A 16,879-nucleotide genomic window follows, 5' to 3' on the forward strand; every position below is an offset into this window, starting at 1 on the left:
TGGGACGGCGTGTCCAGATATAACGCCTACCGGCACAAATGTGGATCACTAATTTTCTGGGACGCCATCCGGCTCAACTCAGGAGTAACCCATGACCATTCTCGTTACCGGCGCGACCGGCAATGTCGGCCGCAACGTAGTCGAACAGCTTGTGAAGCGTGGCGCCAATGTGCGCGCTTTGGTTCGCGATCCCTCGAAGGCCAATTTCGCCGCTGGCGTAGATGTCGCGCAGGGCGACCTGCTCGACGTCGATTCCCTGCGCACGGCCTTCTCGGGCGTCTCCACCCTTTTCCTGCTGAACGCGGTGGTGGCCGACGAATTCACCCAGGCGTTGGTGGCGCTGGCCGCTGCCCGCGAGGCCGGCATCGAGCGGATCGTTTACCTGTCGGTGATCCACAGCGACCTCTACGTCAACGTGCCGCATTTTGCGGGCAAGTTCGGCGTCGAGCGGATGATCGAGCAGATGGGGCTCAACGCCACCATCCTGCGGCCCGCCTACTTCATGAACAACGACATCACGATCAAGGACGTGGTGACCGGCTACGGCATTTATCCGATGCCGATCGGAGCCAAGGGCGTCGCCATGATCGACGCGCGGGACATCGGCGAGATCGCCGCGATCGAACTCATCCGCCGCGAGCAGGCCGCCGCGCCGCTGCCGTTCGACCGCATCAACCTGGTCGGCCCCGACACGCTGACCGGCGCGGATGTCGCGGCTATCTGGACGGACGTCCTCGGACGCCAGATCGTGTATCCGGGCGACGACACCGCCGGCTTCGAGCAGAACCTGCGGCAGTTCATGCCGAGCTGGATGGCGCTCGACATGCGCCTGATGGCGGAGCGCTTCCTCACGGACGGTATGGTCCCCGATGCCGGCGATGTCGATCGGCTGACCGCGCTGCTGGGCCGGCCGCTGCGCTCCTATCGCGACTATTCGGCAGGAATTGCCGGCTGAGCCCCATCACCGACCTTCTGTCCAGGAGACACATCATGATCTACTCGACCGCTACCGTTCCGGTGAATCCCGGAGGCGAGACCAGGCTGACCCGTGCGCAGATATGGCAGGGCCTCGAACTCAAGGCGCGCGACGCCCGCCTGTTCCTGCCCCCAGGCCTCTGCACCCGTTGCGACGTCGTTGAGGAGAGCGCGACCCACTTCGTGCGCGAAGCTACGATCGCCGGTGCTGATCTGCGCGAGATCATCATGCTCGAGCCGGAAAGCAAGGTCACCTTCTTCCAGGCGACCGGTCCGCGCGAAGGCGCGATCATCAACGAGCTGTTCGAGGACGAAGCGGGCGAACTTCAGCTCAAGTTCTACTGCTACCTCGGCCTGCGCGGCAAGGAGCCGAACGGACCGGAGGAGCAGGCCGAGCAGGCGCAGTTCGACAGCGCCATGGGCTACAAGGCCGCTCTTCTGTCCACGCTGAAGCGCAGCCGCGAGTTGCTCGCGGACGGCCAGCTCTGACCATCACCTATGAACATCAACCCTGGGGCTGGCTCTCAGGAGGCGGCCCGCCTTCTGACGTCCCTACTATGCAAAATTCCGAAACCGACAACATCGCAATTCCCTCGGCGGACACGGCAAGTATCATGCCGTCGAGATGAACGGTGCAGGCGCTGCACGTGCCGAAATTGCAGCCCTTTTTCGTTCTGATCAGATCAAGCCGCTCGCGTCACAGGTCGAGCAGCGTGACGCGGGGATCGAGATCGGAAAGCCTGTGATCCTCTCCGTTCACCCGCAACCTCAATAGGTGCCGATCATGGAAGTTCATCGGGGGTACTTTGCAGCAGATGCCGTACTTGCCAACGCCCGCCTCCAGTTGGAGAGCCACTATCGCAGACAGCACATAAGGGTCGGGGGCCGCACCAAAGTGCGGCGCCGAAGGGATCAGTGGCCGCTTGCGGCTGCGATGGCGGGATAATCCGTATAGCCCGCGGCGCCCCCGCCATAGATCGTAGCCGGGTCGACGGCCGCCAGCGGTGCGCGGGTCTCAAGCCTCTCCACAAGGTCGGGATTGGCGATGAAGGGGCGGCCGAAGGCGAACAGGTCGGCCTTGTTCTCAGCCAGCCGCGACGTCGCGAGGTCGAGGTCATAGCCGTTGTTGGCGATATAGGTGTTGTTGAAGCGCCGGCGGAGCGATCCGAAGTCGAACGGTACGACATCGCGCGGCCCGGCCGTGGCGCCCTCGACGACATGAATGTAGACGATGCCCAAGGCATCGATTTGATCGACGATATAGTCGAACTGTGCCTGAGCATCACTGCTCGAAACGCCATTGGCGGGCGATACGGGCGAGATCCGGATTCCGGTGCGCGCGGCGCCGATTTCCTCGACCACCGCAGTCGCAACCTCCAGCATCAGACGGGCGCGGTTCTCGACCGAGCCGCCATAAGCATCAGTGCGGACATTGGCGCCGTCTTTGGCGAACTGGTCCAGCAGATAGCCGTTGGCACCGTGAATCTCGACGCCATCGAAACCGGCCTCAATGGCGTTAGCTGCCGCTTGCCGGAAGTCGTTCACGATCCCAGAGACCTCTTCGAACTCCAGCGCGCGGGGCTCCGAGACGTCGACGAAGCCATTGTTGACGAATGTCTTGGTCTGGGCCCGGATCGCCGACGGCGCAACCGGCGCCGCCCCGTTCTCCTGTAGGTCGACGTGCGAGACGCGGCCGACATGCCAGAGCTGCAGGAAGATCCGCCCGCCCTTGGCATGCACGGCGGTCGTGACCTTGCGCCAGCCGTCGATCTGAGCCTGGGAGTAGATGCCTGGCGTGTCCTGGTAACCTTGTCCCTGCCGCGAGATCTGCGTGGCCTCGGAAATCAGCAAGCCGGCCGACGCGCGCTGGCCGTAATACTCCGCGGCGAGATCGCCTGGAACGAAGCCCGGGCCAGCGCGATTGCGCGTCAGGGGCGCCATCACAATACGATTGGAGAGGGTTAGCGAGCCGAGAGTATAGGGCTCAAACAGCGTTTTGCTCGTCATAGGTCACCTTTGTTTGTCCCCGCTGCGGCGGGTCGTTATCGAAATGGCTTCGTTGGTGCTCAGGCGACCGTGCGGTACCGCTCGGCGGGATGTTCGTTCCGATAGTTTGGAAGCATGGCCTGGCGCGCGGCCTGAAGTGCGTCCCACTGCCCGGCATCGGGAAGCGGCGGGATGGTCACCGGTTCGCGGCGGTCGAATCCGACCAGCGCCGCGTCAACCAGATCGTCAACCTCCATCACGTTGGAAAGCGTGTTGACGTCGGCGCCGACGTGTTCCCAGATCTCCGTTCGCGTCGTGGCGGGAAGCACGGCCTGGACGTAGACACCCTTCGGCGCGAGCTCGAGGCTGAGTCCCTGCGACAGAAACAGCACGAAGGCCTTGGTTGCGCCGTAGACCGTCATGCCGAACTCCGGCGCCAGGCCAACCACGGAGCCGATGTTGACGATCGCGCCTTCGCCCGCCGCCGCAAGGCGCGGGGCGATGGCACTGGCAAGTCGCAGAAGTGCAGTCGTGTTGAGCGCTACGAGCCGTGTAACGTCATCCGTGCTCTGCTCGATGAAGCTTCCGCCGATGGCCGTTCCGGCATTGTTGACGAGGATCCCGATGCGGGCGTCGTCGCGCAGCCTCGTCTCCACCGTTGCAAGATCGGTTGGCTGCGTGAGATCAGCCTGGACGATGTCGATCGCCACGCCGGTCTCCTGACGCAGCCGCGCCGACAGCGCCGCCATTCGTGCCGTGTCGCGGGCAACCAGCACGAGGTCGTGGCCGCGGCGCGCAAAGCGATCGGCATAGGAAGCTCCGATGCCGGTGGAGGCGCCGGTGATGAGGACTGACGGAATGGCGGTCATGGGATTGCTCTTTTCTCTGCAGGAACTTATATTCATGACGGTCATCATGATTGCAGATAAATATGATGACCATCATGTAAATGTCAACGGAGCCGGCGGAGAATTTTGAAATGAAGGTCAGCCGAGAGCAGATGGCGGAGAACCGTCGCCGGATTCTGGAGGTCGCCAGCCGGCTATTTCGCGACAAGGGGTTCGATGCGGTCAGCGTGGCGGAGGTGATGAAGGCCGCCGGGCTGACCCATGGTGGTTTCTATGGTCACTTCAACTCGAAAGACGACCTGATTGCGCAGACCCTTGCCCATGTCCTCGCGGCGGATTCAAGCGGAGGGGGCGATTTTCGCGCTTATGTGGATGCCTATCTTTCACCCCGGCATCGCGACAATTGCGCCGGTGGTTGCCCGACGGCGGGCCTTGCCGCGGCCATCCGCCATCAAACCCCGGCAGCGCGCTCGGCCATGACCGAAGGTCTTCGATCGCAGATCGACCGTATTGGCAAGGCGTTCCCAGAGCTGGATGCGGCAGACAGGCGCCGCGCGGCGATCGGAAGCTTTGCGGCGATGGTGGGGGCAGTGATCCTCGCCCGGGCGATTGACGACCCAGCGTTTTCCGATGAGGTGCTGGAACAGACACGTTCCTGGGTTGATGCCGGGATCAACCAAGTGTCAGCTAGTTAGCCCCGGCCGACCTGTTGTGCTGATTTATGAAACGGGGCTTGTTCCCGACGATGTCGCTCGTTCCCCGGCCAGCATTGCAGTCCGAGCGCGCCGCGGCTGGTTCTGCCTCTAACCCGAGACCGCGCTTGCCATGCTCGTCGGTCGAAACGCGGGTGTGGATGACGTACTGCTTCACGGCTTTGGCGTTGTGCCGGACAAGGTGGTAGCCGAAGCCTTGTCTAGCGTAAACGCTGAATAGCGGCGAACCCAAAGGCTCCCCAACGCAACGTACCCCGACTACGCGCGTTCTAGTGAATGGGAGGGCGGGCGCCATAGCCGATCTGACGGGGGTGGCCTGATGACAAATCGGAGCAACAGGGATGGCAAAGTTTAAAGAAGCCCTTGAGCGCGGGAAGGAAGCTCGCCGTCAGCAGGAGGAGCCCGTCGGCGGCGCGGAGATGGGGAAGCGAGATGCCCCCATGGCGGACTTCAGCGAGCAAGCAAAGGCTTGGCTAAACGACGTCGTGATTGCATCGCTGGAGGCGGCCAAGGCTGACGTGGCAGGCGAGGTGGCTGTCGACATAGACACCGCGCCACGCCGGCAGGTCAAAGCTTTAACCCCGTCGATTCGTTTCCAGATCTACAGGAAGCGAGAATTGGAGAAGGCGCCTAGAAGAACCTTTACGGTCAACGTTAAGGTGAGCGGGGCGGTGTCCGTATCTTCGCCGGGGATGGTGACCAAAGATGTGGGAAACATAGGGGATAGGTCCGACCTACGGGTCCGCACCTTAATAGCCGAACTGATCGAGGACGCTGCCAAGGGTATATAGCAAGGCTGTGCCCACCGGCGCCGTAAGGGAAACGGAGGGGGTACGGGGGGCTTCGCGCGAGCCAGTTATCCGATCACCGGCTCGGATTTTTCTACCAAACATTCCCGGCCCTTCTCATTCCCGGCCCTTCTAAGGAACAAATCCGCTCGCGGTGGAGTTCGGTCCTATTAAGCATGTAGGCCCGAACGTGGTCGAAATTGACGCAGCCAAACGGAAGGTTATTGCCGAAGTTGTGCGGCGGTGGATCACTTCAGAGGTAATCCGCAATTACCTTCGCAACCTGCTAAATCTGCCTGTAGAACGGGAGCTGCCGGCTGAGCAAAAGCATTTGCTGCAGGAACTTGATCGGGCCGACAAAGAGTGACTGCATGGCGCTCCATTGGTTCTCCCCGCCGGTTCCCTGTCAGGACCGAGGGTAGCGGTTCGACGCGGAAGGTTAGCAACGCTGAAGCAGCCGCCGAGGAACTCCTGAAGTGGACCAACCATGGCCTGCAGCGGAAGCTCGCGGTGCACGTATGCGTCGCTGTGATTGCCGACGAGATGGAGCCTGAGGAGTGCCGCAAGGCCTTCTTGGCGGCTGCCAAGGAAGAGGGGTTGGTGCTACGCTCGTCTGATTAGGGCCGAATGTGCCAGTTACCCGAGCCCAGTTCCCAAACATTCCTGATCCCTAATGCAACCATTCCCTGATCTCCGAGTTGCGCGACAGGCGGGGAAGCTCGGCCGACATGACAAAGCGCGACAAAGCCGGACACAAGTCCCTCGCAGAAGCCGTTCGGCACCAAGGAGGGGAATGCGATGCGTGCATATTGGTTAATGTGCATTGCCGCGCTTGCTCTCAATGCCGCGCCGGCGGCAGGGGAACCTTCGGTCGAGCGAGGACTCTACATCTCCATCATCGGCGGCTGCCACGATTGCCACACCGAAGGATATAGCGAAAGTGGCGGCAAGATCGATCCGGCCAAGGCTCTCAAGGGAAATGCACTCGGCTTTCAGGGACCGTGGGGAACCAGCTATGCGGCAAACCTGCGGCTAACGGCCGCCGACCTCACAGCCGACGGCTTCGTTTCATATCTTCGAGGCCTTGGGACTTATCCACCGATGCCAGGGTATAATGTACGGGCGATGAGCGATGAGGACAAGAAGTCGCTCTATCTCTATATCCGCACGCTCGGTGACGCAGGCGAGCGAGCGCCGGCTTTCGTGCCGCCTGGCGACAAGGTCCATACGCCTTATATCGTCCTCGCCCCGCCCTTGTCGCCGCCGGCCTGCACACGCGATTTCGATTGTGGTGTAGGAGAAGTCTGCGATCCCGGCGGCTCCGGGCAGTGCATGAAGAGATAACGCTCAGACCAGCTGGCCGCCATCGCGCACTGGCGTTCGCTGGCGACCAGCTCTACTTCGCCAACCAGGTCCGGGGAGCAGAGCGTCAACTTCCGACATGAACTTACCGATCTAGCATTGCAGGAAACTGGCCATTGCTGCCACCGGCCGGCCTTTCTCAAGACCCAACGACCTGGGGTCACCTAAGTGCGGAATCGCGTGGTCAAGGTGTACGTCCGTCACCCGCAGGCCCGACGCCTCAGCGAGGCGGCAGCCGGTGCCATTCAGAATTGTCCAAATGTGTTGAAGTCTGCCTTGGCATGGCACGAGATGCGGGCGGTTATGGCGGTGACCTCGTCCAAGGTGAAAGGACGGCGCTTGTCCTTGTCGGGCTCAGCCTTATCCTTCGACGCGGCCTCCAAATTCATGAAGGGATAGGTGACGCCAGATAGGTCAAAGTCTCTTATGACGTGGTTGATGACCGCGCGAACTACGTTCAAGTAGCGATCTACCGAAGACGCTTTGCGACCGTCAAGCATGTGATCGCCGACTTGGCGGCTTTTGGCATAGCGGACGTTCAGCCGGTGGGACCAAGCTCTGAAGCTGACCCTTTGCGTCGATGACTCGGCCCGGCCGCAGTAAACTCGAAGTGGCATTCGCAACCGCGCAAACGGTCTCCTGGCAGCGAGGCGTTGGCAGGACGTTTGGCGGAGTCAGTTTTGCGCTCGCAACCAAGGCGAATTGGGCGTATCGTCGCATATCGTCGATTGCTAATACATGAGCCGGCGACTGAGAGCGCAAGACTCCCGCATCGGACTGGGCGCGCTAGAATCCACAACTACTCGTCGCGCTCACGAGACCACCTGCCTCTGCCGACATCTCTTGTGCTCGGTTCCGGCCAGAATTGGCTTTTTGCAGTTCGGAAGAGAGGAGCGTTCCGATGCAGATCATGCAAACCCGCCGCCAATTCCTAGCCGGCGCTGCAATGACTGGCGCTGCCGGTATCGTCGGTCTTCCCGAGTCACTCCACGCGGAACCGCCGCTGGAAACGACCACGGTTCGTCTGCCGCGGTGGGTTGGTGGTTCCTACTGCTGGGCAGGCGCGTACATCGCCGGAGAACTGATGCGCGCAGATGGCTTCACCGACGTTCGTTACGTAGAAGCCGACAGAAGCGTCGACCAATCGGAATGGATCGCACGCGGTGAGACCGATTTCTCTGTGAACTTTCCGCCGAATCAGATCGCGTCGATCGATGCCGGCGTGCCGATCAAGGTGCTAACCGGGTTGCACTCGGGATGCCTCGAACTGATCGCCAAGGAGAGCATCCGCAGCGTCGCGGATCTGCGTGGCAAGAGGGTGGGCGTGGATGGTTTCAATAACTCGCGACACGTGTGGCTGACTCTCATGTCCGCTTATGTCGGGCTTGATCCCGTGAACGATATCCAATGGGTCCTGACTGACGGTGCCACCCCGACGGAGCTCTTCGTCCAAGGAAAGATCCATGCATTCCTCGGCACGCCGCCCCAGCCGCAGGAGCTGCGCGCCAAGAAGATCGGCCACACGATCCTCAACAATGCCGTCGACCGCCCATGGTCACAGTATTTCTGCTGCATGATCTCCGCGACGACGGACTACGTGACCAGGCACCCGGTAGCGACCAAACGGGTCTTGCGATCCATCCTTAAGGCTGCCGACCTCTGCGCGTCGGATCCGCAGTGGGTGGCCGGGCAGATGGTCCATCGCGATTTCGTCCCGTCGTATGACTACGCGCTGCAAACGCTAAGGGATATCCGGTACGACCGCTGGCGAGACTTCGATCCTGAAGACTCCCTGCGGTTCTACACACTGCGCATGCAAGAGACGGGCATGATCAAATCGAGCCCGCAACAGATCATCGCCGACGGAACGGACTGGCGCTTCCTCGACGAGTTGAAGCGTGAGCTGAAAACCTGATCCCATTTGTCTCAAGGGGAGACGTGGACATGCAAATCGCCCCGAACCGCCGCCGTTTCCTAGCCGGCGCCGCGTCAGCCGGCGCCGCGGGCCTTATCGGCACCTCGACACAAGCCTGGGCTGAGCCGCTGCCGGAGACCATCTCGGTCCGCCTGCCGCGGTACATCGGCGGCGCCTATTGCTGGGCGGGCCTGTACCTCGCCGGAGAGATGCTGCGCGCCGAGGGTTTCACCGATGTCCGCTACGTGCAAGGTGATAAGAAGGTTGATCATTCGGCGTGGATCGCAAACGGCGAGACGGATTTCAGTGTGAACTACGTGCCGATTCATCTGGCGTCGATCGATGCAGGAGTGCCGATCAGGGTACTAAGCGGACTGCACTCCGGGTGCCTCGAACTGATCGCCAACGACAGCGTCAAAGGCATCTCGGACCTGCGGGGAAAGCGGGTTGGGGTCTTTACGCTTGATTCGCCGCAATACGTGCTGGTTTCTCTGATGGCCGCCTATGTTGGGCTCGATCCCGTCAACGACATCGAATGGGTCATCGAAGAGCACAATTTTGCGGAAGGCTTCGTCGAAGGAAAGTACGATGCAGTGCTCGGCCAACCGCCCCGCACGCAGGAACTTCGCTCCAGGAAAGTAGGCCATACGATCCTCAACTCGACCACCGACCCGCCCTGGTCGCAGCATTTCTGCTGCATGATTTCCGCGAATGCGGATTATGTCGACAGACATCCGGTGGCGACGATGCACGTGCTCAGGGCCATTCTCAAGGGCGCCGACCTCTGTGTCTCAGATCCGTCATGGACTGCAGGGCAGCTGGTCGATCGAGGTTTCGTCCCCAGCTACCAACTCGCGCTGCAAACGCTTGGCGACATCCGGTACGACAGATGGCGGGATTTCGATGCCGAAGCCTCGATGCGCTTCTACGCGCTGCGCATGCACGAAACGGGCATGGTCAAGTCGAGTCCGCAAGAGATAATCGCCACTGGAACGGATTGGCGTTTTCTCGATCAACTGAAACGGGAGTTGAAGACGTAGGCAATCGCCAACACGCCCTGCGCCCTATCGAGGGAAGGAGAGCATTATGCAGGTCATTCAGAGCCGCCGCCGTTTCCTCACAGGCCTGTCTGCGCTCGGAGCCGCGGGTCTTGCAAAGGGCCGCAACGCGGCCGCCGCTGAAGCGGCACCTGAAACCACGGTCGCCCGCTTTGCGGCGGCGCCCGGTATCTGCATTGCTCCGCAGTACGTCGCCGAGGATCTGATCCGCGCAGAGGGGTTCTCGGATTTTGGCTTCGTGGCCGCCGACGCCGGTATCGCCCAGACCGAGATGCTGGCGCGCGGTGATATCGACTTCGGCATCGACTTTGCCACGGCCCTAATCATTCCGGTCGACACTGGCGCCCCGATCAAGGTGATCTCCGGAGTGCATGTCGGTTGCTACGAATTGTTTGGACACGAGGACATCAAAAGCATCGCGGATCTCAAGGGCCGTAAAGTCGGCGTCGGCGGCAATCTGTCATCGGATCCGCATATCTTCGTCAGTGCCATGGCGACCTATGTCGGCCTCGATCCGCAACGCGACATTGAATGGATCGTCGGTGAGGCAAAGCCGGTGGAGCTTTTCGCCGAGGGCAAGGTCGACGCCTTCCTCGCTTTTCCGCCTGAGGCTCAAGATCTCCGCGCACGCAAAGTCGGCCACGTCATCCTCGACAGTTCCAAGGACCGGCCGTGGTCGCAATATTACTGCTGCATGCTGGCGGTCAACGCCGCCTATGCCGAGAAAAATCCGGCTGCCACCAAGCGCGTCATCCGCGCCATCAACAAATCGGCCGACATCTGTGCGGCCGAACCGGAACGGGTGGCACGCCTGCTGGTAGATGGCGGACGCACCGAACACTACGACTACGCCGTGCAGGCGCTCCGCGAGCTCCCATACTCCAATTGGCGCGACTTCGATCCCGAGGACACGATCAGGTTCTTCTCGTTGCGGTTGCATGAAGCCGGGATTGTCAAGTCGAACCCAAACGAGATCATCGCGAACGGCACCGATTGGCAGTTCTTCAACGCGGTCAAGCGTGAGTTGAAAATCTGAGCCTGGAGGAGGCGTGACATGCGGATCATTCAGAATCGACGCCGTTTCATGGTGGGCCTATCGGCGGTCGGCGGCGCGGGCCTCGTCAGCGTGCCAACATCGGCTCATGCCGAGCCGGCACCAGAGACCACGATAGTGCGTTTGCCAAGGACGTTCCGCGCCCTTTGCGAAGCACCCAAGAATATCGCCGGGGAGCTATTGCATGCCGAAGGGTTCACCGATGTACGCTACATAGACTTGGCCGCCGACTCCGACCCGTTCGCGATGCTCGCAAGCGGCGAACTGGATTTCATCACCGACTTTCCGCCAGCGCACATCATGGCGATCGAATCGGGCATGCCGATAAGGGTCGTCACCGGCCTGCACTCCGGCTGCCTCGAACTGATCGTCAAGGAAAGCATCAACAGCATCTCCGACCTCAAGGGAAAGCGGGTGGGCGTGTTCGCGCTGACGTCAGCTCCGCACGTGCTGGTGACCCTCATGGCTGCCTATGTCGGTCTCGATCCCGCCACCGATCTCGAGTGGGTCGCGAACCCGGACGTCAGCTCGATGCAACTCTTTAACGAAGGAAAGGTCGATGCCTTTCTGGCGGTGCCACCCGAGCCGCAGGAGCAGCGTGTCCGGAACGTCGGCCACACGATCCTCAATACAACCGCCGACCGGCCATGGTCGCAACACTACTGCTGCATGCTTGCCGGCAGCGCGGACTTTGTCGACAGACACCCGGCCGCGACCAAACGCGTGCTGCGAGCCATTCTCAAGGCCGCCGACATCTGCGCGTCGGATCCGGGACTGGCTGCGCAACTATCGGTCGATGGCAAGTTCACCGATCGATACGACTATGCGTTGGAAGGCTTGCGCGAAGCGCGCTACGACGTGTGGCGGGAGTTCGACCCCGAAGACACAATGCGCTTCTACGCACTGCGGATGAACGAAGTCGGCTTCATCAAGGCCGGTCCTAACAAGATTATCGCCAACGGCACGGATTGGCGTTTCCTCAACGAGATCAAGCGCGAGATGAAAACGTGAGCGAGTGGCCGGCGCGCATCTTGCTGCTGGCGCTGATGGCCGGGCCGGCACATGCGCACGACGCGCCGCACGACGAGCGCCTGCCGACGATCGGACAGGCGCCGGACTTTACCTTGGTATCGCAGGACGGTGTGCGAGTGTCGCTGCACGACTTTCGCGGCAAGGTGGTCGCCGTCTCATTCATCTATACGTACTGTACCGACGTCTGCCCGATGCTGACTGCCCATATGGCCAGCGTGCAGGAAAAGTTGGGTAGTGCATTCGGACCCAAAATCGCCTTCGTTTCGATCACGGTCGACCCAGAGCGCGATACGCCCGATGTCTTGAAGGAATATGCGCAGAGTTTTGGCGCCGACCTGAAGGGCTGGTCGTTTCTTACCGGTGATCCGGCCGTCGTCCATGAGGTGGGACGGAAATACGGGGTCATCGCGAAGAAGGCGGCGAACGGAGATGTCGACCATACCTTATTGACGTCGCTCGTGGACCCCGGTGGCGTCTTGCGCGTACAGTATCTTGGTGTCCGGTTCGACCTGGAGGAGTTCCGGGATGACCTTCTCAGCCTCTTGGACGAATCCAAATAGCATAACGAACCGGCTCGTTGGCTGGGTTGCCGGGCTGCCGGTGCGCGTCCAGACCAAGCTCTTGATCGCGTTCCTGTCGATCGTCGGCCTGCTGATCGTGCTCGGGGCCGTCGGGTTGCAGGTGCTGAGTGGGGTGAACGATCAAACCAACGAGCTGATCAAGCTGCAGCGCAGGATCGCGGCCTACCGCCAGGTCCAGCACGATACGACCACCCAGCTCTACGGCATCTCCACCGCCCTGTTGCTTCAGGACGACCGGATGCTGGATGCGGCGCTGCGCCAGCTCAATCAGTTCGGGTACGACCTCGACCGCATGGAGTTTGTCGCCAAAGCCGAGGTGGAAGTGCTTGGCCAGGTCAGGCAAGAGTACGATCGGCTGACGGCCGGGGTGACGCACGTGGCAGAGCTCGTCCGCGCCGACCGCACTGAGGAGGCGCGCAAGGTTCAGCTTGATGAAATCATACCGTCGGCTGATAGCCTCGAGCGGCTGACAAACCAGCTGGTCAACATGGCCGAAGCCGACATGGTGGCGGCCATCGAAACGACCGAGGGTGCGTACGGCACGTCCAGGCTGATGGTGGTCTCGTTTGCGGTGGGCAGTATCCTGCTGGCGTTGGGGCTCGGCTACATCATCTCCTGGTCGTTGATCGAACCGGTCAAGAAGATCGAGACGCGTCTCAGCCAGATAGCGGCCGGCGACTTCGCCCAACAGGTTGCCGTTGCCAATCGCGACGAACTTGGCGTACTCGCCGCTAACGTCAACCAGACCTCCGACCAGCTCGGGCGCCTGTATCAGGAGATTGAGACGCGCACCCAGCAGCTCGACGAAGCCCTTCAGCAGCAGACAGCCACCGCAGACGTTCTGAAGGTCATCAGCCGCTCTACCTTCGATCTGCAGGTCGTGCTCGATACTTTGGTGGAATCAGCTGTCAGGCTCTGCCGTGCCGACAAGGGTGGTATCGTGCAGTTGCTGGATGGCGTATTCCGCTATCTGTCGACGCATGGCTACCCGCCCAGTTTTCGTGCTTATGTCGACGCCAATCCAACTCCGGCCCTTGCCGCAGGCCGAGGCTCCGCCGTAGCGCGCGTAATCGAAGAACGGCGGATCGTCCAAATCGAAGACGTGACGGCTGATCCGGACTACCGCGTTGCCTTGATCGCCGAGGCGGGCGGCTTCCGCACCGTCCTCGCTGCCCCGCTGTTGCGGGAAGGTGATCTCGTTGGCGTATTCGTCATGACGAGGGTTGAGCCGCAACCTTTCAATCCCAAGGAAATCGCCCTCGTCGAGACATTCGCCGACCAGGCCGTGATCGCCATCGAGAACGCGCGGCTCTTCGAGGAGGTGCAGTCACGGACTCGCGAGCTTGCCGCGTCTGTTGGTGAGCTCGAGGCTCTTGGTGAGGTGAGCAAGGCGGTCAATTCGACGCTGGATCTCGACACGGTGCTGAAGACGATCGTTGCCAAGGCGGTCCAGTTGTCGGAAACGGATGCTGGCACCATCTACGTGTTCAGCAGCACGCGGCAGCAATTCCGTCCGCGCGCAAACTTCGGTATGAGCGATGAGCTTATCGCCGCAGTCTCGCACCAGACGATCGGGCTGGCCGACATGGGGATCGGCGACGCGCCCGGGCGCTGCATGCCGGTGCAGTTTCCCGACCTCAGCGAGGAGACCTCATCCTTCCTTGTAAGAAAGACGATCGTCGACGCCGGATATCGCGGTATCCTGATCGTTCCGCTGCTGAGGCCCAACAAGATCGTCGGTGCACTGGTCGTCAGGCGCCACAAGCCAGGTGCCTTCGATGAGCAAGTTGTCCACCTGCTGGAGACCTTCGCAGCCCAATCGGTGCTCGCGATCCAGAATGCCAAGCTGTTCCGCGAGATCGAGGAGAAAGGCCGGGAGCTGGAGATAGCCAGCCGCCACAAGTCCCAGTTCCTCGCGAATATGAGCCACGAGCTCAGGACACCGCTCAATTCGGTCTTGGGCTTCACAGAACTGCTGGTCGACGGCATCTACGGCGAACTCCCGGACAAGGCAAAGGCGACCGTCGCGCGCGTGCAGGCAAACGGCCGTCACCTCCTCGGGCTCATCAACGACGTACTCGACCTTTCCAAGATCGAGGCCGGCCAGCTCACGCTGGCGATCGAGGACTACTCCGTCGGGCAGATTGTTCGATCGACCGTGACGGCTGTCGAGCCGCTGGCACGAGCGAAGGGTCTTGAGCTTTCAACGACTGTTGCCGAGAACCTTCCAATCGGCCGCGGGGACGAACGCCGTTTGACGCAGGTCCTGCTCAATCTTGCAGGCAATGCCGTCAAGTTCACCGAAACGGGTGCGGTCGACATTCTTGCCGACGCGGTCGACGGGTACTTCGAGATGACCGTCCGAGACACCGGTCCCGGCATCGCGTCCAAGGACCACGCTCTCATCTTCGAAGAATTCCAGCAGGTCGACAACAGCAGCACCAGGCAGAAGGGTGGCACAGGTCTTGGCCTGGCGATCTCGAAGCGCATCGTCGAAATGCATGGCGGAACCATAGACGTCGAGTCCGTGATCGGGTCAGGGTCGACATTCCGTCTGAAGGTACCAATCCGGGTGAATGAGGACGTGAGGGCCGCATGAGCAAACGAATCCTGATGGTGGAAGACACCGAGGACAACCGCCAGATCATCCGCGATCTCATTGCCACCACCGAATACGAACTGATCGAGGCGGCGGACGGCGCCGCCGGCATCGCTGCAGCCGGAGCGCACAAGCCAGACCTGATCCTTATGGACATTCAGCTCCCGGTGATTGACGGGTATGAAGCGGCTCGCCGCATCAAGGCCGACCCGGCGCTCCGGCACATTCCGATTATCGCCGTCACCTCCTACGCGTTGTCGGGCGACGAGGCGAAAGCCCTTGCTGCTGGGTGCGATGGTTACATTGCCAAGCCATTCAGTCCGCGCCAGCTGCTTTCCGAGATTCGCGGGTTCCTTTCTTGAGGGAGGCAGCACAGTGCACGATCCGCCTCGCATTCTTGCGGTCGACGATACTCCGGAAAACCTCGAGATCCTGCGCATGCGCCTCGAGGCGAATGGCTACGAAGTTGCAACCGCCACCGATGGTGAAGAGGGGCTTGCGAAAGCCCGCGAACTCACGCCGGATCTGATCCTGCTCGACATCATGATGCCGAAGCTGGACGGCATCAGTGTGGTGCGGATGCTCAAGCAGGACATCTCCCTGCAGGCGATTCCGGTCATCCTCGTCACAGCGAAAGCCGACACGCGCGATGTGGTTGAGGGACTGGACGCCGGTGGTGACGACTATCTGACAAAGCCCTTCGAGCACAGGGCGCTGTTGGCGCGAGTGCGCTCGATGCTGCGCCAGAAGGCGCTTCACGACACCGTCGCGAGCCAGGCCAAACGCCTTGAGGACCAAGCCGCGCAACTCTCCGACTGGAACCGCTCGCTCGAGCAAACCGTGGCTGGGCAGGTGACGGAGCTCGAGCGAATGGCGCGGCTCAGGCGGTTCCTTCCCGAGCAGGTCGCCGACCTCATCGTTGCGGCGGGCAACGGAGACGCGCTCTTGCAGAGCCACCGTCGCGAGGTGACCGTTGTTTTTTGCGATTTGCGCGGCTTTACTGCGTTCGCAGAGACCGCCGAGCCCGAAGAGGTCATGACAGTTCTTGCCGAGTATCATTCCTGTCTCGGTGAACAAATCGTCCGCCACGAGGGAACTCTAGAGCGGTTCGTGGGCGACGGTATCGTCGTGGTTTTCAACGATCCACTGCCATGCGCCGACCATTCCGAGAGAGCCGTCTCAATGGCTGCTGCGATGCGCGATGCAATTGACGAGCATTCAGAGCGATGGCGCAAGCGCGACTATTTGCTGGGCTTCGGGATCGGCATTGCCAGGGGCCACGCAACCATCGGGCGCATCGGTTTTGATCGGCGCTCGGACTATGCCGTCATCGGCACTGTGTCGAACCACGCCGCTCGATTGTGCGAGGAGGCCAAATCCCGCCAGATTCTCGTCAGCCAACGGGTCCTCGGCGCTGTCGAGTCGCTGGTCGAATCAGTTCTTGTTGGCGAACTGACGCTGAAGGGTTTTCGCCGCCCGATGCCTGCCTATGAAATCGTACGGTGGATCGGTCGGCCAAGCTCGCGTTAGACGCACTCCGGTCTCTTTTGGACGATACGGCCCGTCGAACCGTCGGCACAAAGCATCCCAGCCATCGACCGATCTCGAAATCGCCGCAACAGGGAGAAGCGGTCGTTCCCTGAGTAACAACCTAATGGCAACCTATGGCGCGACCATGACCTCCAGCATTGTCACCCGCGATGTCCGCTTCGGGTGGAGGCAAAGGTTGCCTCTATGGTGGAGGTGAGACGTACCCTGGTCCTCGTTGGTCGCAAGGAGCTGGGGTGGTCAAATTTCTGTCGCTTCCGCCAAAGTGAGTGCATCCTCGACGCCGACGTCAAAATGCGCACCGTGTTCTCGATCTTGGTGTGGCCGAGTAGGATTTGCACCGCTCGTAGGTTGCCAGCCGCTTTGTAAATGATGGATGCAGGCGGCGGACGCCGAGGCCAAGCTCACGCGCTTGTACGA

The 16,879-nt window shown here is 61.3% G+C and carries 18 protein-coding genes and 1 pseudogene; 15 read left to right on the plus strand and 4 right to left on the minus strand.

The genetic code is table 11. From position 1 onward, the window contains the following. The first annotated feature begins 91 nt into the window (after window positions 1–91). Window positions 92–955 carry an SDR family oxidoreductase gene (locus tag NKI19_RS25230; protein ID WP_352490628.1) on the plus strand — a complete coding sequence of 288 codons (864 nt, stop codon included), beginning with the start codon at window positions 92–94 and terminating at the stop codon, window positions 953–955. Window positions 956–990: 35 nt separating this feature from the next. Further along, window positions 991–1,464: an SRPBCC family protein gene (locus NKI19_RS25235; protein WP_352490627.1), complete on the plus strand. Its 474-nt coding sequence runs from the start codon at window positions 991–993 to the stop codon at window positions 1,462–1,464. Window positions 1,465–1,887: 423 nt separating this feature from the next. On the opposite strand, the gene NKI19_RS25240 is transcribed toward NKI19_RS25235, so the two are convergent. Further along, the gene (locus tag NKI19_RS25240; protein WP_352565427.1) at window positions 1,888–2,982 is read right to left on the minus strand and encodes an alkene reductase; all 1,095 of its coding nucleotides are present in this window, start codon (window positions 2,980–2,982) and stop codon (window positions 1,888–1,890) included. Window positions 2,983–3,041: 59 nt separating this feature from the next. Further along, the gene (locus NKI19_RS25245; RefSeq protein WP_352490626.1) at window positions 3,042–3,830 is read right to left on the minus strand and encodes an SDR family NAD(P)-dependent oxidoreductase; all 789 of its coding nucleotides are present in this window, start codon (window positions 3,828–3,830) and stop codon (window positions 3,042–3,044) included. A 110-nt stretch (window positions 3,831–3,940) separates the two neighbouring features. On the opposite strand from NKI19_RS25245, the gene NKI19_RS25250 reads away from it, so the two are divergent. The 5 genes from NKI19_RS25250 to NKI19_RS25270 all read left to right on the plus strand — a co-directional run bounded on the left by NKI19_RS25250 (window position 3,941) and on the right by NKI19_RS25270 (window position 6,654). Beyond that, window positions 3,941–4,504 (plus strand): TetR/AcrR family transcriptional regulator, encoded by a 564-nt coding sequence (locus NKI19_RS25250; RefSeq protein WP_352490625.1) that lies wholly within the window; start codon window positions 3,941–3,943, stop codon window positions 4,502–4,504. 359 nt (window positions 4,505–4,863) lie between these two features. Continuing rightward, on the plus strand, window positions 4,864–5,313 hold the full coding sequence (locus NKI19_RS25255; protein WP_352490624.1) for a hypothetical protein: 450 nt from the start codon (window positions 4,864–4,866) through the stop codon (window positions 5,311–5,313). Between the two features lie 187 nt (window positions 5,314–5,500). After that, window positions 5,501–5,677 (plus strand): hypothetical protein, encoded by a 177-nt coding sequence (locus tag NKI19_RS25260; RefSeq protein ID WP_352490623.1) that lies wholly within the window; start codon window positions 5,501–5,503, stop codon window positions 5,675–5,677. Then, entirely contained in the window at window positions 5,674–5,931 is a 258-nt protein-coding gene (locus NKI19_RS25265) for a DUF982 domain-containing protein (RefSeq protein WP_352490622.1), read from the plus strand. Before NKI19_RS25260 ends, NKI19_RS25265 begins: the two co-directional genes overlap by 4 nt. 177 nt (window positions 5,932–6,108) lie before the next feature. Then, a complete protein-coding gene (locus NKI19_RS25270) occupies window positions 6,109–6,654 on the plus strand; it encodes a hypothetical protein (protein WP_352490621.1) in 546 nt (181 codons plus the stop codon). Between the two features lie 263 nt (window positions 6,655–6,917). Here the strand turns inward: NKI19_RS25270 and NKI19_RS25275 are convergent, their stop codons facing one another. After that, window positions 6,918–7,172 (minus strand): hypothetical protein, encoded by a 255-nt coding sequence (locus tag NKI19_RS25275; protein WP_352490620.1) that lies wholly within the window; start codon window positions 7,170–7,172, stop codon window positions 6,918–6,920. Between the two features lie 401 nt (window positions 7,173–7,573). Here NKI19_RS25275 and NKI19_RS25280 point away from each other — a divergent pair, with 401 nt between their 5' ends. From NKI19_RS25280 to NKI19_RS25315, 8 genes are read left to right on the plus strand one after another with little or no spacing between them, the layout of a single operon-like run. Then, window positions 7,574–8,587 (plus strand): ABC transporter substrate-binding protein, encoded by a 1,014-nt coding sequence (locus NKI19_RS25280; protein WP_352490619.1) that lies wholly within the window; start codon window positions 7,574–7,576, stop codon window positions 8,585–8,587. Between the two features lie 29 nt (window positions 8,588–8,616). After that, window positions 8,617–9,627: an ABC transporter substrate-binding protein gene (locus NKI19_RS25285; protein WP_352490618.1), complete on the plus strand. Its 1,011-nt coding sequence runs from the start codon at window positions 8,617–8,619 to the stop codon at window positions 9,625–9,627. A 46-nt stretch (window positions 9,628–9,673) separates the two neighbouring features. Continuing rightward, window positions 9,674–10,681 carry an ABC transporter substrate-binding protein gene (locus NKI19_RS25290; protein ID WP_352490617.1) on the plus strand — a complete coding sequence of 336 codons (1,008 nt, stop codon included), beginning with the start codon at window positions 9,674–9,676 and terminating at the stop codon, window positions 10,679–10,681. A gap of 18 nt (window positions 10,682–10,699) precedes the next feature. Next, window positions 10,700–11,710, plus strand: a complete 1,011-nt coding sequence (locus NKI19_RS25295; RefSeq protein WP_352565426.1) for an ABC transporter substrate-binding protein — start codon at window positions 10,700–10,702, stop codon at window positions 11,708–11,710. Next, the gene (locus NKI19_RS25300) at window positions 11,707–12,291 is read left to right on the plus strand and encodes an SCO family protein (RefSeq protein WP_352490615.1); all 585 of its coding nucleotides are present in this window, start codon (window positions 11,707–11,709) and stop codon (window positions 12,289–12,291) included. Before NKI19_RS25295 ends, NKI19_RS25300 begins: the two co-directional genes overlap by 4 nt. Continuing rightward, window positions 12,257–14,911, plus strand: a complete 2,655-nt coding sequence (locus NKI19_RS25305) for a GAF domain-containing protein (RefSeq protein WP_352565424.1) — start codon at window positions 12,257–12,259, stop codon at window positions 14,909–14,911. The genes NKI19_RS25300 and NKI19_RS25305 overlap by 35 nt, the downstream gene beginning before the upstream one ends. Window positions 14,912–14,925: 14 nt before the next feature. Beyond that, a complete protein-coding gene (locus NKI19_RS25310; protein WP_352490613.1) occupies window positions 14,926–15,273 on the plus strand; it encodes a response regulator in 348 nt (115 codons plus the stop codon). 13 nt (window positions 15,274–15,286) lie between these two features. After that, the gene (locus NKI19_RS25315; RefSeq protein ID WP_352490756.1) at window positions 15,287–16,441 is read left to right on the plus strand and encodes a response regulator; all 1,155 of its coding nucleotides are present in this window, start codon (window positions 15,287–15,289) and stop codon (window positions 16,439–16,441) included. A gap of 258 nt (window positions 16,442–16,699) precedes the next feature. Here the strand turns inward: NKI19_RS25315 and NKI19_RS25320 are convergent. Beyond that, window positions 16,700–16,851: pseudogene (locus tag NKI19_RS25320) on the minus strand (integrase); the annotation flags it as partial. Window positions 16,852–16,879 lie beyond the last annotated feature (28 nt).

Source organism: Mesorhizobium sp. M0751 (assembly GCF_040320265.1).
Lineage (GTDB): Bacteria > Pseudomonadota > Alphaproteobacteria > Rhizobiales > Rhizobiaceae > Mesorhizobium.